Source organism: Loigolactobacillus coryniformis subsp. coryniformis KCTC 3167 = DSM 20001 (assembly GCF_002706425.1).
GTDB lineage: Bacteria > Bacillota > Bacilli > Lactobacillales > Lactobacillaceae > Loigolactobacillus > Loigolactobacillus coryniformis.
Map to the genome: position 1 here is coordinate 572,391 of NZ_CP017713.1, position 15,682 is coordinate 588,072.

The 15,682-nt window shown below is 43.6% G+C and carries 14 protein-coding genes; 12 read left to right on the forward strand and 2 right to left on the reverse strand.

Annotated features, from left to right (window positions below):
* The first annotated feature begins 137 nt into the window (after positions 1-137).
* The 7 genes from LC20001_RS02780 to LC20001_RS02810 all read left to right on the forward strand — a co-directional run bounded on the left by LC20001_RS02780 (position 138) and on the right by LC20001_RS02810 (position 8,728).
* Complete coding sequence (locus LC20001_RS02780) at positions 138-1,676, forward strand: L-lactate permease (RefSeq protein WP_010009366.1); 1,539 nt, start codon at positions 138-140, stop codon at positions 1,674-1,676.
* 165 nt (positions 1,677-1,841) lie between these two features.
* Positions 1,842-2,708: a 4-(cytidine 5'-diphospho)-2-C-methyl-D-erythritol kinase gene (gene ispE, locus LC20001_RS02785; RefSeq protein ID WP_010009364.1), complete on the forward strand. Its 867-nt coding sequence runs from the start codon at positions 1,842-1,844 to the stop codon at positions 2,706-2,708.
* 201 nt (positions 2,709-2,909) lie between these two features.
* Positions 2,910-3,737: a pur operon repressor gene (gene purR / locus LC20001_RS02790; protein ID WP_010009362.1), complete on the forward strand. Its 828-nt coding sequence runs from the start codon at positions 2,910-2,912 to the stop codon at positions 3,735-3,737.
* A 4-nt stretch (positions 3,738-3,741) separates the two neighbouring features.
* On the forward strand, positions 3,742-4,881 hold the full coding sequence (locus LC20001_RS02795; protein WP_010009360.1) for a VanZ family protein: 1,140 nt from the start codon (positions 3,742-3,744) through the stop codon (positions 4,879-4,881).
* A 302-nt stretch (positions 4,882-5,183) separates the two neighbouring features.
* Positions 5,184-6,563, forward strand: a complete 1,380-nt coding sequence (glmU, locus tag LC20001_RS02800) for a bifunctional UDP-N-acetylglucosamine diphosphorylase/glucosamine-1-phosphate N-acetyltransferase GlmU (protein ID WP_010009358.1) — start codon at positions 5,184-5,186, stop codon at positions 6,561-6,563.
* Positions 6,564-6,679: 116 nt separating this feature from the next.
* Complete coding sequence (locus LC20001_RS02805) at positions 6,680-7,660, forward strand: ribose-phosphate diphosphokinase (RefSeq protein ID WP_010009357.1); 981 nt, start codon at positions 6,680-6,682, stop codon at positions 7,658-7,660.
* A 132-nt stretch (positions 7,661-7,792) separates the two neighbouring features.
* The gene (locus tag LC20001_RS02810) at positions 7,793-8,728 is read left to right on the forward strand and encodes a YdcF family protein (protein WP_010009355.1); all 936 of its coding nucleotides are present in this window, start codon (positions 7,793-7,795) and stop codon (positions 8,726-8,728) included.
* A 35-nt stretch (positions 8,729-8,763) separates the two neighbouring features.
* Here LC20001_RS02810 and mscL read toward each other — a convergent pair whose 3' ends face one another.
* Positions 8,764-9,150, reverse strand: a complete 387-nt coding sequence (gene mscL / locus LC20001_RS02815) for a large-conductance mechanosensitive channel protein MscL (protein WP_003677643.1) — start codon at positions 9,148-9,150, stop codon at positions 8,764-8,766.
* Positions 9,151-9,312: 162 nt separating this feature from the next.
* On the opposite strand from mscL, the gene rlmN reads away from it, so the two are divergent.
* Positions 9,313-10,389, forward strand: a complete 1,077-nt coding sequence (gene rlmN, locus LC20001_RS02820; RefSeq protein WP_003677640.1) for a dual-specificity RNA methyltransferase RlmN — start codon at positions 9,313-9,315, stop codon at positions 10,387-10,389.
* A 166-nt stretch (positions 10,390-10,555) separates the two neighbouring features.
* On the forward strand, positions 10,556-11,008 hold the full coding sequence (locus LC20001_RS02825; RefSeq protein WP_003677638.1) for an NUDIX hydrolase: 453 nt from the start codon (positions 10,556-10,558) through the stop codon (positions 11,006-11,008).
* On the opposite strand, the gene LC20001_RS02830 is transcribed toward LC20001_RS02825, so the two are convergent.
* Complete coding sequence (locus tag LC20001_RS02830; protein WP_010009353.1) at positions 11,005-12,351, reverse strand: HD domain-containing protein; 1,347 nt, start codon at positions 12,349-12,351, stop codon at positions 11,005-11,007. The genes LC20001_RS02825 and LC20001_RS02830 overlap by 4 nt on opposite strands.
* A 176-nt stretch (positions 12,352-12,527) precedes the next feature.
* Between LC20001_RS02830 and LC20001_RS02835 the strand changes: the two genes are divergently transcribed.
* From LC20001_RS02835 to LC20001_RS02845, 3 genes are all read left to right on the forward strand, one after another.
* Positions 12,528-12,974, forward strand: coding sequence for a YwiB family protein (locus tag LC20001_RS02835; protein WP_010009352.1), 447 nt, complete (start codon positions 12,528-12,530; stop codon positions 12,972-12,974).
* A gap of 63 nt (positions 12,975-13,037) precedes the next feature.
* Positions 13,038-13,652 (forward strand): DNA-directed RNA polymerase subunit delta, encoded by a 615-nt coding sequence (gene rpoE, locus LC20001_RS02840; protein WP_056943286.1) that lies wholly within the window; start codon positions 13,038-13,040, stop codon positions 13,650-13,652.
* A 355-nt stretch (positions 13,653-14,007) separates the two neighbouring features.
* Entirely contained in the window at positions 14,008-15,609 is a 1,602-nt protein-coding gene (locus LC20001_RS02845) for a CTP synthase (protein ID WP_010009308.1), read from the forward strand.
* Positions 15,610-15,682 lie beyond the last annotated feature (73 nt).

A 15,682-nucleotide genomic window follows, 5' to 3' on the forward strand; every position in this document is an offset into this window, starting at 1 on the left:
TCGGTTACAATTAGGCTGGTTATCGTATTAGAAGTAATTTGTATTGTTTCAGATATTAGTTTTTGAGCGACTGTTGGTAAATTCAAATTTAGGCTAATGAACAACTACGTTTTAGGAAGTAAAGGAGGTCCAGTATCATGCATTGGGGTTTATTTATAACGGCATTATTACCGATAATTTGGTTGATTTTTTCATTAGGCGTTCTTAAGATGGCTGGTAGCAAAGCTTGTACGATTGGACTTGTTTTAACTATTTTACTCGCAATATTTATTTTTAAGATGCCAATTATTGATAGTCTAACGGCGGCGCTGGAAGGTGCAGTGATGGGTATTTGGCCGATCGTTTATATTATTATTGCGGCGGTATTTACCTATAATTTAACCACAGCTAGCGGTAGTATGACGACAATTCGGCAAGGTCTATCGGGAATCACTAGCGATAAACGGTTGTTAGTATTGATCATTGCTTGGGGTTTTGGTGGCTTTTTGGAAGCAATCGCTGGTTTTGGTACGGCGGTGGCGATTCCGGCAAGTATTCTGATTGCTTTTGGGGTCAACCCGATTTTATCGGCCACAATTTGTTTGATCGCTAACACGACGCCGACTGCTTTTGGTGCGATTGGGTTGCCGGTGACTACTTTAGCACAGATCAGTGGGCTGGATGTGCTGCATTTATCTTACTTAGTGACGATTCAGTTGTTACCTTTGATCGTGATCATCCCGTTTGTAATGGTAGCGTTGATCGGTGGTGGTGTCAAAGCGATTCGTGAGGTCTGGGCACCAACGTTAGCTGCTGGTTTGGCCTTTGGTGTTCCGCAAATTTTTGTCGCGCGTTTTCTGGGAGCGGAATTGCCAGCAATCATTGGCTCGATCGTTTGTATCATTGTAACGGTTTGGTTTGCCCGGCGTTATGAGCGGCGCCATCCTAGCGCACAAAAGGCGGCGGTGGAAACGCCAAGTGTTAATAATTTTGTGTTGGCAGCAATGCCGTTTATTTTAGTCTTTGTTTTCGTGATGTTGGCGTCACCGTTAGTGCCGCCACTGAATCATTTTTTGACTGGCATTAAATCCGCACTTACCATTTACACGGGTGCTGGAGCCAATCCGTATGTGTTCAATTGGGTATCAACGCCAGGAACATTGATTATTTTAGCAACGATCATCGGTGGTTTGGTGCAAAAAATGAAGCTGGGACAGATCTTCAAAATTTTAGGTAAAACAGCGGTACAAATGGTGCAGACATTGATCACAGTGTGTGCGATCGTCGCTTTGGCAAAAGTGATGGGTTATAGTGGGATGATTGCAACGATCGCCGCGACTTTGGTAGGTTTATTGGGTGCTTTTTACCCAGTTGTGGCACCATTGATCGGCGCACTGGGCACCTTTGTTACCGGCTCTGATACTTCAGCCAATGTGTTATTCGGTAATTTACAACGGCAAGCGGCAGTGGCACTGCATGATAGCACTTATTGGGTTGTGGCTGCCAATGCGGTAGGGGCAACTGCTGGTAAAATGATTTCACCACAAAGTATTGCTGTGGCTTCGGCAGCAACCAACTTGCAAGGTCAAGAAGGCGAGATTCTCAAACAGAGTATGAAATATTTCTTGGGTTATTTGGTGGTGATTTGTATTTGGATCTTTGTTTCGGGCTTATTTATCCACGCGCTGCATATCTAAGTGTAGTAACACTAAGTCCTATATAGTAGGCGTAATTACTAGGTACCAGGCTGCTAAGTGCTGGTACCTTTTTTATGTGTGGGTAATTCGCGGTGATCACGGCTTTTAAGTTGGTGCAAAAGTTAGTATAATTGTAAACAAATCAAGTGATCAGGTGGAATGAGCATGGAAATAACGGAGAAGGCACCGGCAAAAATTAATTTAAGTTTAGACGCCCTTTTTCAGCATGCCGATGGTGAGCACGAATGGAAAATGGTGATGACCTCAGTCGATTTGGCCGACTATGTTGAACTATCAACGGTAGCGACGCGCCAGATCACAGTGACCACAGATAGTGGCTTCTTACCGGTTGATCAGCGCAATCTTGCTTTTCAGGCGGCCCGTTTATTGCAGAAAAAAGCGGGCGTGACTTACGGCGCACGAATCCACATCCGTAAACAGATTCCAGTCGCTGCTGGGCTAGGTGGTGGCAGCTCGGACGCTGCGGCCGTGTTGCGCGGTTTGAATCGATTATGGCAATTGAATTGGTCACTGGCTGATTTAGCCCACTTAGGCTTAGCGATTGATTCTGATGTGCCTTATTGTGTGTACTCGCAAACGGCGTTGGTGACAGGTCGTGGGGATGAGATCACGTTGTTGCCGAAATTACCGCCATTTTGGGTGGTACTGGCTAAGCCAAGCGCTAGCGTCTCGACACCAAGTATTTTACGGTCAATTTCGTATGATAAGCAACTTTATCATCCACCGATCGATCAAATGGTCGCGGCAATTCACGCCAATGATTATCCGCAGATTTTGGCGAATATGGGCAATACATTAGAGGAGATCACCAGTCAGCGTTATCCGCAGATCAAGCAATTACGCCAACAAATGCAACGTTTTGGTGCGGATGCGGCCCAGATGAGCGGCAGTGGGCCGACGGTTTTTGGTTTATGCGCCAAATATTCGCGGGCGCAACACGTCTTTAATAGTATGAAAGGTTTTTGCCACGAGGTTTATTTAGTTCGTCCGTTGTTAAACGGCCTAGGCTAAAAGCGCTGATTTTATCGGCGCTGCGATTTTTGAAGCCCGATTTAGGCCATATTTAGAATTTAAATCCAAGCTCTTTCCCGTTTTTATCGGCTTTTGACAATAAAAAACGAACTATTTTACTTAAACAGCGATAAATGCTAGTTTTTTTAGGGTAAAGTCTATATAATAGACAAGCGAATGTCTTGAAATGAGGTGGATTAATTGAAAATAAGACGAAGTGAACGATTGATCGACATTACCCGTTATTTATTGGAGCGGCCCCATACATTGGTCCCGCTAACTTATTTTGCTAAGCGTTATGAATCAGCTAAATCCTCGATCAGTGAAGATTTAGGTATTGTACGGCGGACCTTTCAAAGCCGTGGTACTGGTATTTTGGAAACGATCCCAGGTGCTGCTGGTGGTGTCCGTTTTATCCCGACAATCAGTAAGGATGAAGCAACCGAATTTATCGATGAGATGACGACAGAATTATCTGAACAAAGCCGATTATTACCTGGAGGCTACGTTTATTTATCTGATTTATTGGGTCAACCAGATGTATTACGTACCGTGGGCCGCTTGATTGCCACGCAGTACGTGGAACAACAAGTTGATGCGGTAATGACGGTTGCAACCAAAGGGGTACCAATTGCGCAAAGTGTTTCTGCTTATTTAAATGTACCGTTTGTGATCGTGCGGCGTGATTCAAAGATCACTGAAGGTTCAACGGTAAGCGTCAATTATGTTTCCGGATCATCGGAACGGGTAGAAAAAATGGAATTATCCAAACGCAGTTTAAAGCAAGGCTCGCGTGTTCTAGTCGTCGATGACTTTATGAAAGGCGGCGGCACTGTCAACGGGATGAAGAGCTTGATCGAAGAGTTTGAATCTGAATTAGTTGGTGTGACTGTTTTTGCTGAATCAGCGTTTGCTGGTGAACGAGCGATTGCCGACTACACAGCGCTGTTGTCGGTCGATAAAGTCGATAGCCGCGATAAGACGATCCACGTGGCACCGGGTAACTATTTAGCGCGTACTTTCAAATAAGCCGATGCGTGCCTATTTATATCCGATCAAAATCGCCATATTGGTATTTCCGTTCCTGGCTTTAGTAATTACGATTCCGTTTTTGGTTCGCCAATATCGTAAGTATGGTGCGTTAACTGGGTGGCAAGCTTTTGTTTTGTATACATTCGTCTTTTACTTGTTGACGGCGTATTTTTTAGTCATTTTACCGTTGCCACCACGGCATTTAGTTGCTTTATATACATCAGCACACTATAATTTGGACCCCTTTATGTTTGTCCGGGAATTTGTCGATAAAACGGTATTGCAGTGGCAAGTGCCACACACTTATTTGCCAGCGTTGAAGCAGGCTGCATTTGTGCAGCCGACGTTTAATGTGATTTTGACGATTCCATTTGGTGCCTATCTGCGGTATTATTTTGGCCGTCGTTTTCCGCAAGTACTGGCGTTGAGCTTTGCGTTGACTTTATTTTTTGAGACCACACAGTTATCGGGATTATATGGCATTTATCCGCGGCCATACCGGCTATTCGATGTTGATGATTTAATGCTAAATACGCTGGGCGGCGTGATTGGCTATGGACTGGCGCCATTTCTGACTCAGTTATTCCCAACTTCGCGGCAAATGATGGCGGCAGCTTTCGCTAAAGGCCGCCGGGTTAGTTTCAGTCGCCGTTTTGTGGCTTTTGTGGTCGATTGGCTTTGTTTGGCGTTAGTCACGGCAGTAGTCAGCCTGCTTAGTCGCCGGTTACCTTACGATATTACCAGCACACCGGCGATCTGGTATAGTTTGGAAGTGCTCGGCTATTTTGTACTTTTGCCGGGATTGTGGCATGGGACAACCTTAGGAAAACGGTTGGTGAAAATTAAAATTACTGCTGCGCTACCAGTACCATTACATTGGTGGCAGTTGATCTGGCGACAGCTTTTATTGTATGGTGCGGTGGTACCAACGTTTATTTTGCCAGTGATTCTTTTAAATGGCCTGAGTCAGGCACCACGTGCGCAGTTCGATTACTATTTATTAGCGTTACTGGTTGTGGGTGTCGTTTTAGCAGTGTTTTGTCTACATGCGCTGCTGACAATGCTATTTCGGCGTGATCGGTTATTCTACGAACGACTGAGCCACACCAAAGAAGTCAGTACGCTAGATCGTGCACAATAATTTAGCTAACACAGTCTAATTATTGTGTGTGGAAATATTTGTTTAAATTAGCGTCACGAATTAATTTTCGTGGCGTTTTTTCGTCGCGCGATACTTGTCAGTAATTCAGGACTAAGCTATGATTGATGGAGTAAATGCCATCCACTTGCATGATTGGTCTAGAGTGGTTTAAAAACTGTTCAGTGATATGATTTAGAATTGCGGCATATTTTGACCGAGCGTAGCTGCAGCGGAGTGGAAAATAGTTGTTTATTGGCATCACTGCTAATCGATAACTTTAATTTTAGAATAGAGGTAAAAAAATGACAGCAAAATATACGGTGATTTTGGCCGCTGGTCAAGGCACCCGCATGAAATCAAAGTTAGCTAAAGTCTTACATCCAGTTTGTGGTCGGTCAATGGTGGAACATGTTTTAACTCAGGCGGAACAGTTGCACCCCGATCAGATCGTAACGGTCATTGGTCACGGCGCAGATGCCGTCAAAGCTACTTTAGGTCAACGGACAGACTATGCGTTGCAGGCGGAGCAGAATGGTTCCGGCGATGCGGTTTTACGCACTGAGGCGTTGCTAGGCGCTAAAGACGGTATGACCATGGTCGTTAGTGGTGATACACCATTATTGACCGCGAAAACTTTTGAGCAGTTATTTGAATACCATAAAGAAAAAGGCGCTAAAGCCACCGTTTTAACGGCAACGGCTGCTGATCCCGCCGGTTATGGTCGCATCGTGCGCAACGAATTAGGTGTCGTTGAAAAAATCGTTGAGCAAAAGGATGCTAATCGTGAAGAAGCTGCGATCACGGAGATCAATACCGGCGTTTATTGCTTTGATAATCAGGCGTTGTTTGCGGCATTGCACGAAGTCGGTAACGATAATGCGCAAGGTGAATATTATTTAACTGACGTGATCGGTATTTTGAAGGCTAAAGGTGAGATCGTTTCGGCTTACCGGATGAAAGATTTTACGGAATCATTAGGCGTCAACACGCGCGCTGCCTTGGCTCAGGCAACAGTGATCATGCAGCAACGGATCAATGCGGAACATATGGCTAACGGTGTAACGTTGATCGATCCAGCAGCAACTCACATTGATGTTGGCGTTAAGATCGGCGCGGACACCACCATTGAAGCCGGTGTGACCTTGAAAGGCAAGACAGTGATCGGTAGTGATTGCTATATCAGTTCTGGCTCTGCTTTACGGGATGCAACGATCGGCAATAATGTGCGGATCACTAGCTCAACGATCGAAGAATCGATCATGCGTGACCACAGTAATATCGGGCCGATGAGTCATTTGCGGCCTCAATCTGATATCGGCGAATACGTTCATGTCGGTAATTTCTGTGAAGTGAAAAAGGCTAAACTAGGTGCGTACACCAAGATGGGCCACTTATCCTATGTTGGTGACGCCACGTTAGGCGAACATATCAACATTGGTTGTGGCGTTGTGTTTGTCAACTATGATGGTTTGAATAAGCATCATTCAACAGTTGGTAATTGGGCCTTTATCGGTAGTAATGCCAATATTGTTGCGCCGGTTAAGGTTGCGGATCACGCATTCGTTGCCGCTGGTTCAACGATCACAGCAGATGTTGATTTTCACGATATGGCCATTGCCCGTGCGCGTCAGGTCAATAAAGCAGATTATTGGGATAAGTTACCCCACGAACCTGAAAATTAGGCTTTCATGAAAATAGCGTAAGTTTTCGCAGTCACGCTTGATTTGTACGACTAAATTACCTATTATTTATAATGTGGGTTTAACTTAAACGACATTAAATTAAAATGGAGGCTCTCATGTCAGAACATTATTTTGATCCAAAGCTTAAAATCTTTGCTTTGAATTCAAACAAGCCATTGGCGCAAAAAATTGCCGATGAAGTTGGGGTCGAGCTTGGTAAGACCACGGTCGATCGTTTTAGCGATGGTGAAATTCGCATTAACATCGAAGAAAGTATTCGCGGCGATAACGTTTACGTCATTCAATCAACTTCAGCACCAGTTAACGATAATTTAATGGAATTGATGATCATGATCGATGCATTGCGGCGGGCTTCGGCTGCTTCAATCAATATCGTGATCCCTTATTACGGTTATGCACGGCAAGATCGTAAAGCTCGTTCACGGGAACCAATTACCGCTAAATTAGTCGCTAACATGTTAGCAATGGCGGGTGCAACACGGATTTTGGCTTTAGATTTGCATGCAGCTCAGATTCAAGGCTTCTTCGATATTCCAGTGGATCATTTAATGGGCGCACCATTGATCGCAGATTATTTCTTGACGCGTGGTGTTGACGATGATGCTGTTGTTGTTTCACCAGATCATGGTGGGGTAACGCGGGCCCGTAAATTAGCTGAATTCTTAAAAGCACCATTAGCGATTATCGACAAACGGCGGCCTAAAGCTAACGTTGCCGAAGTGATGAACATCATTGGTGACGTTAAAGGCAAGAAGTGTATCTTGATTGACGACATGATTGATACGGCTGGTACGATCACATTAGGCGCACAAGCCTTGATGGATGCCGGTGCTACTGAAGTTTATGCGAGTGCGACCCACGCAGTGCTTTCTGGCCCAGCTATTGAGCGGATCTCCAATTCACCGATCAAACAATTGGTGGTTACTGATTCAATTCAGCTAGCCCCAGACAAATTGATCGATAAAGTGGTACAAATTTCAGTTGGTCCATTGATCGGTGATGCGATCAAACGGATCCATGAAAACAAACCAGTTAGTCCTTTATTCGAAAATAAGTTCCACACAGATACTAAATAATAAATGAACTTAACCTGAGTGTGCTAAGCTAGCGGCAACGTCGCTGGTTTTAGTGCACTCTTTTTAATATCGTGGTCACGTTCCAACTTAACGTGAATCACCTTAGTAGTGGGATACGAAGGAGGGATGCCGATGTGGTGGCTGCTAAGTTTATTCGGTACGGGGTTACTACTTGCTTATTGGCGGCGTTACTTTTGGCTGGCCGGTTATTTGTTAACGCTAGTTGGTGGATTGGTTGGCTGGTATTTGGCTGATGAGTTGGCATTACTGAACTGGTTACTGAAGTTACAAATGATTATGTACGGTTTAGTTAGCGTGGTATTGTGGGGTGTCGGCGGCTGGTTTTGGCGCTTTGCCCACCAACTGCTACGCCGCCGGGGTGAAAGTATGGCTTACCGTGGTTTACAATTAGTGGCGATAATTTTGCTAGTGTTGCCAGTTATCACGCTAGGGTGGCAAACTAAGATGATACAACTACTTTGGTTAAGCGTTGGCTATTTTGCGATTGGATTGGTGGCCTATGTTGTGGGGTCATTGTTATTACTGAGTTATCCACGGCAACGTCAAGTACAGTATCTGATCGTATTGGGGTCAGGTATACGAGCTGATGGCCAGTTGACGGCGACTTTACGCCGTCGCGTGCAACGCGCTGCAAAAATTTATCATGGCGATAAAACACAATATCTCGTAGTTTCTGGTGGTCAAGGGTCGGATGAGCCAATTAGTGAAGCTCAAGCGATGGCGTCTGCTTTGCTCAAATTAAATGTGCCGCACAATGCCATTATTTTAGAAGCCCACGCTACTTCAACGCGAGAAAACTTACAATTTTCGTTAGCCCAGTTGCCGGCTACCGCGACAGTGGGAATGTTGACCAATGATTTTCATCTTTTGCGCGCGGCACTATATGCCCGACGATTAAGGCGACCATTTAGCTATTATGGTGCAACAACGCCACTAACTTATTTGCTACGCGGCGCATTACGTGATTATCTTGCTTTACTAGTCATGACCCGCTGGGCGCAGTTAGTCGGATGGTTAGTGTTACTGGGACTGGAAATTTGGCTATGAAAAAGGCCTACGTGATCAGCGTAGGCCTTAAGTCATTACTTATTTTGTTGTTGGGCTAAAAGGTCGCGGATCTCTTTTAAGTATTCTTCTTCCTTCGTTGGAACTGGTTCTTCAGTAACGGTCTCATGGTGTCCAAGTTCACGGAGCTTGGTAATTCCTTTGAGTAATAAGAAAATCACAAAGGCAATAATAACGAAGTTGATCACGTCATTCAAAAACGAACCAACTTTAAAACGGGCGGTGCCGAGAGTCAAAACGATCCCCGAAAGGTCGACCTTGCCGACGAACAAGGCTAATAATGGATTGATCAGATTGGTGGTCAGTGATTTGACGATCGTGGTAAAGGCGCCGCCAACGATAACGGCAACGGCCAGATCCATTACGTTACCGCGTAATAAAAATTCCCGAAATTCTTTGAGCATGATTATCCCCACTTTCTATAATAATTATAATTATAGCGAAAAGCCGCTAGAAACCCAATTGAAACCGGCTCTTTTTGCAGGTAAACTTGAATTAGCTTGCGCCCAACGCTGAGGTAGGCTAACATAGGCGTATTGTGAACGCATGAAAACGGAGGCAGTATAATGGTAAAAACGTCCATTTATGGATTGAACAAACAGGATTTAATTAATTGGTTTATTGAACATGGCGATAAAAAGTTCCGCGCAACGCAGGCTTGGGATTGGCTATACGTTAAGCGAGTTGCTAGCTTTGCGGAAATGACAAACTTGTCAAAGGCCACCATCGCGTCGTTAGAAGAAAATTTTGATTTCAGTCCGTTAAAACCTTTGGTCGTTCAAGAAGCTAAAGATGGCGAGACAACGAAATATTTATTTGAATTAGAAGATAAATTAATGATCGAAACCGTACTGATGCGTCATGATTATGGATTGTCAGTTTGTGTAACTACACAGGTCGGCTGTAATATCGGCTGCACCTTCTGCGCTAGTGGTTTAGTTAAAAAGCAACGTGATTTAACGGCTGGTGAAATTGTTGCGCAAGTGGTTCAGATCCAGCGTAACTTAGACGAACAAAACAAGGGTGAGCGGGTCAGTCATATTGTCGTCATGGGCATCGGGGAGCCATTCGATAACTTTGACAACGTCATGAAGTTTTTGGAGATCGTCAATGATCAAAAAGGCTTAGAGATTGGTGCTCGCCATATCACAGTTTCGACTAGTGGCTTAGCTAACAAGATCCGTGACTTTGCTGACCGTGATACACAAGTCAACTTGGCAATTTCATTGCATGCACCGAATGATGAATTACGCAGCAAGATCATGCGGATCAATCGGACTTGGAATTTGGAGAAGTTATTCGCTGCGGTGCATTATTATTTAGATAAAACTAACCGCCGAATCACCTTTGAATATATCATGTTGAATGATGTTAATGATCATACCGAAGAAGCGTTGCAATTAGCGGCGTTGCTTAAGGATATTCGCCACTTGGCCTACGTGAACTTGATTCCGTATAATCCAGTAGCCGAGCATGATCAGTATTCACGCAGTCCGAAAAAACATGTAACGGCATTTTATGATACGTTGACGAAACAAGGTATCAATGTGCAAATTCGCCGTGAATTTGGTACTGAAATTGATGCGGCTTGTGGACAACTACGGACTGAAAAAATGAAAGAATTAGATCAATTGAAAAAGTAAGCTAAAAATTAGACAAAGCGACTTATATTCTGCGTTATGCAGAATATAAGTCGCTTTTATTATAAACAATAATTTTAATTTATTTTTAATCTAATATTCATTTTTAGCTAGCTACTTAAGCGCAGTTCGGCTACAATATAGGTAATTTCAAAAGGGGGGTAAGTTCATGGATGAAATTGTGTTTGGTGAACGTGATCCTAAATTGACTTATAAAACCCGTATTGGTGCCTATGTGGTAGTGCCGGATGCAGCGCAAAAACAAATTTTAGTCGTTGAACCACCTAATCATTCGTATTTATTACCAGGTGGTGGTATTGAGCCTGGCGAATCTGATGTTGAAACGATTGTCCGCGAGTTGATCGAAGAAGTTGGTGGTACCATGCAAATTACGGATTATTTAGGCCGCGCTAGCGAATATTTTTACTCGACTTGGCGCAAGCAGGCCTACTATCATCCTGCTCACTTCTATGCGGGTACTGGCTTGATCAAAACGCAGGCACCATTGGAAGGTGATTTTAACCAGATCAAATGGATGCCGCTTGAGGAAGCCGCCGCAGCTTTAAAACGACCGACACATCGGTGGGCTTTGGCTAAATGGCGCCAACAACATCACTGTTAAGGCACTAGTGTTCCATTTAAAATATGACTTTGAAATTCTTGGTAAGTTGCGGCAAATAAGTTGTCGGTAGTTTCCTGACGTAGCATCTCTTTGGGGAAAAAGAAACGTTCGTCGCCGGTCATTTTGCCACTGATCGCGGCAACGATATCACTCAATGCGGATAACTCAATCAAGCTACCATCCGGTTGGCTGATCTCGATTTGCGTTTTTGGATTAGCTGAATGCGGATTATAGGCATCGTAGGGGAGATCGTAACTGTTGTTGATCGCGGTATAGTAGGTTGTATCATAACCAACCGCTGCAATCAATTGGCGCATTTTAGGTAGTAGATTTTGCGTTTTTTCGGTGACACTCACTGATTTTAATGGCCGCCGATTTAAGAAACGACTTGCCAAGTCGCTAAGGATCGGGTCATCGAAATCTTGCCAGTGAATGAAGTAAGTCGTCAGTACGCCATCATCTAATTTTAAATAATCAGCTAAGGTGAAATCGTTCTCCAAAAATGGTAGCAACAGATGAGGCACGGCTTCTGCTGGCAATGCATTTTCTTCATAAAGCGTTTTGACCCGCTGAAGCAAGTGCTGCAAGATGACTTCCATTGAGCGAGAAACGGGATGAAAATAAACTTGTAAATACATCTGAAAACGACTAAGAATGTAGTCTTCAACAGCGTGCATACCGTCCATGGAAAACGCAATACCTTCCTTGTAGGGCTGCATAACACGTAAAATACGAGTCAAATCGAATTTACCATATTCAGTGCCAGTATTGTAGGCATCGCGTAATAAATAATCCATCCGATCAGCGTCGATTTGACTTGAAATCATCTGGACGACCTGTGGATTAGGATAGTCATGGGTGATGACGCTGGCAACTTGTTCGGGAAATTCCGGACTCACACGCCGCAAAACCGCGTTGACTTCAGTTGCTGGATCAGTCAAGATCGCGACGGTCACTTGCTCGTGATTGGTGGCAAAAATATGCTCAAATGTGTGTGAGTAGGGACCATGGCCAATATCATGTAATAACGCGGCACAGAGGGCGACTAAACGTTCATGATCGTCCCACAAGCCATCACCAGGTTGTTGCGTTGGAAAATTACGCTGGAAATTATCACATATTTGGCGGGCAATTTCGTAAACGCCAACTGAGTGGCTAAACCGACTATGTTCAGCGCCGTGAAAGGTAAAAGAAGCAGTGCCCAATTGTTTGATGCGGCGTAAGCGCTGGAATTCTTTTGTATTGATCAAATCAAGGATCACTTGATGTTGTACGTGAATGTAGTTGTGCACAGGATCGCGGAGAACCTTTTCCCGTGGCAATATTTGATTACGATAGTCCATGGTTAACTTCCTTTTGAATTTAAATTGCGAACCGTTGTTTGCTGTTTATTGTTTTATTATACCTTTTCCACTGAAACACTGCAGTAAGTTGTGGATCATCAAATCACTAAGGTACGCAGAAATCAATGGGACTGATATAATAGGGTTATACAAATTGAAAAAAGGTGGCATTAATTATGGATCTTTCAACAAGCTTGCCGATCATGATTCATTTAGAAACGGTTGTACAGCAGGACGGCGAGTCCACCCAGCACATTTTTGATGAACCCGGACAGCTCGTACAAGTGGGGCGCTCGCTATATATTCGCTATAAGGAAACTTCTGAAGATGACGGTACACCGGTGCCAGTAACCATGAAATTAGAAGCGGATGGTGATGTGAAGTTAACTCGTGGCGCTAAGGAAGGCAATCAACGACTGCAATTACATTTTAGTCGCAATACTCGCGTGATTGCCCGCTACCAAACGCCATATGGGGTGATTCCGATTGAAACTGTTACGCCGCGTCTGGATATTCGAATCAAAGAACAACCAGTGTCTGGCGAAATTTATATTGAATATCAATTATTTGGCGGCAATGATCATCTCGGTGATTATCAATTACGACTTGTTTTTACTGCATGATATTGCTTTTTCGAATTTAGCATAGTATGATGTAGGATAGACTGCTGAAAGGACGTGTACCTGTTGGAACTCGACGTTTTTAAAGGACAGAAAAAAAACGAATTATCAATGATCGAAGTGGCGCATGCGATCTTAGAGCAAAAGGGTGATGTAATGCCTTTTGCTGACTTAGTCAATGCCATTCAAAAATATTTGGATGAAAGTGATGAGGAAGTCCGCAATCGTCTGTCGCAATTTTATACAGATTTAAACGTTGATGGTAGCTTTATTTCATTGGGCGAAAACGTTTGGGGTCTACGCTCGTGGTACCCATTCGATTCAGTAGATGAAGAGGTCAACCATCCAGAAGACGAAGAAGATCAGCCACAGCGCAAACGACGCAAGAAAGTTAATGCTTTCTTAGCTGATGTCAGTGATGACGATGATGTGATTGATTATAACGATGACGATCCTGAAGACAATGATGACGATTTAGACGCTGAAGAAGATTATGTCGATGATGACGACGTTAGTGGCGATACGGATCATGATTTATTGGCTGATGTTGACGCTGATAGCGACGATGCACCAGACGAAGATTTGCCTGATGGTATCGAAGGTGAATTAGCTGAATTCGATGATGATGACGATAGCTTCGCGGATGATAGCGATTCAGATGATGACGACGATAACGCTTAATTTATTTCATTGCAATTGAGTGCTTGACGCTTAAGTGATTTCCATGTATTATATTGCTTGGGCGCTTTACAAGTATTTGTAAAGCCAATGAACGGTTATGATAAGCTCCCTATTCTAAGGAATGGGGAGCTTATTTTTATTTTGAGAGTGTATGTTTTATGCGACCTGATTAAGTGTAGTGGCTGTAACCAAGTTAGCGTAAACGTGTTTTGAAAGGTAGGTTATTGCGTATAGTTACGCTTTCTGAACGATCCGCTGTGCGTATCTTATCAGCAAGCTAGACTATACTTCATAACCTGAGCACCTTTCAAAACACTCTCATGTGTTCCCCGAATAATATTGAAGGAGTTTTGATATGACCAAGTATATCTTTGTAACAGGCGGCGTTGTTTCATCATTGGGCAAAGGAATTATTGCAGCATCACTGGGACGGCTACTGAAAAACAGAGGTTTAAAAGTAACAATTCAAAAATTTGATCCGTATATCAACATCGATCCCGGCACTATGAATCCTTATCAGCATGGGGAAGTTTTCGTTACCGATGATGGTGCGGAAACCGATCTTGATCTTGGTCACTATGAACGTTTTATTGATGAAGATTTAAACCAATACTCCAACGTTACGACGGGTAAAATTTACAGCGAAGTTTTGCAAAAAGAACGTAATGGTGACTATCTTGGCGCAACCGTACAAGTTATTCCGCATATTACTGATGCTTTGAAAGAAAAAATCATGCGTGCCGCTAAAACGACGGATTCTGATATTATTATCACGGAAATTGGTGGTACGGTCGGCGATATTGAATCCTTGCCATTCGTCGAAGCCATTCGTCAAATGAAAGCTGATGTTGGCCGCGATAACGTGTTATACATTCACGCAACGTTGATTCCATATTTGCGTGCCGCTGGCGAAATGAAAACCAAGCCAACCCAACATTCAGTTAAGGAATTACGTGGCATGGGTATTCAACCTGATATTTTGGTCGTTCGTTCAGAAAAACCAATCACGCAAGATATGCGTAACAAGATCGCTTTATTCTGTGATGTGACTCCAGAAGCCGTGATCGAATCATTGGACGTTGATACGCTGTACCAAATTCCCGTCAACTTACAAAAACAAAATATGGACGATATCGTCTTAGATCGTTTCAATATGAAAAATGTACCAGCCGCTGATATGACGGAGTGGAACGGCCTATTACAACGGGTTCGTAATTTGAAGGGTAAGACTAAGATCGCGTTAGTTGGTAAGTATGTTGAATTACAAGATGCTTATATCTCCGTGACTGAAGCTTTGAAACATGCTGGCTACTTCTACGATGTCGATGTTGAGATCGCTAAATTCAACGCTGAAAACGTCAATGAAGATAATGTTGCAGAATTATTAGGTGACGCTGATGGTATCTTAGTTCCTGGTGGTTTTGGTGATCGTGGGCTTGAAGGAAAGATCACGGCAATCAAATACGCACGGGAAAATAATGTTCCATTTCTTGGTATCTGCTTAGGTATGCAAATGGCCTGTGTCGAATTTGCCCGTAACGTGGTCGGTTTGAAGGATGCGGGTTCTTCAGAAACCCAACCAGATATCGCTGACCCAGTAATTGATTTAATGGCTGATCAAAATGCTAAAGAAAACTTAGGTGGCACGTTGCGCTTAGGTTTATACCCTTGTGTGCTTAAAGAAGGCTCTGTAGCTGCAGCAGCCTATGATGGTGCCCATGAAATTCAAGAACGTCATCGTCATCGTTATGAATTTAACAATAAATACCGTGATCTATTAGCTGAAAAGGGCTTAGTATTCTCTGGCGTTTCACCAGACAATCGTTTGGTCGAAGTGATTGAATTACCACAAAATGATTTCTTCGTGGCTGCGCAATATCATCCCGAATTCTTATCACGGCCAAGTCGTCCGGAAGGCTTGTACAAAGCATTCATCAAGACTGCTAGCCATAGCTAAAAATAAACGCATCAAGGTAGGGAATTGCAGTAGTGCGATTCTCTATTTTTGTACATAGATCACGCAATGTGTA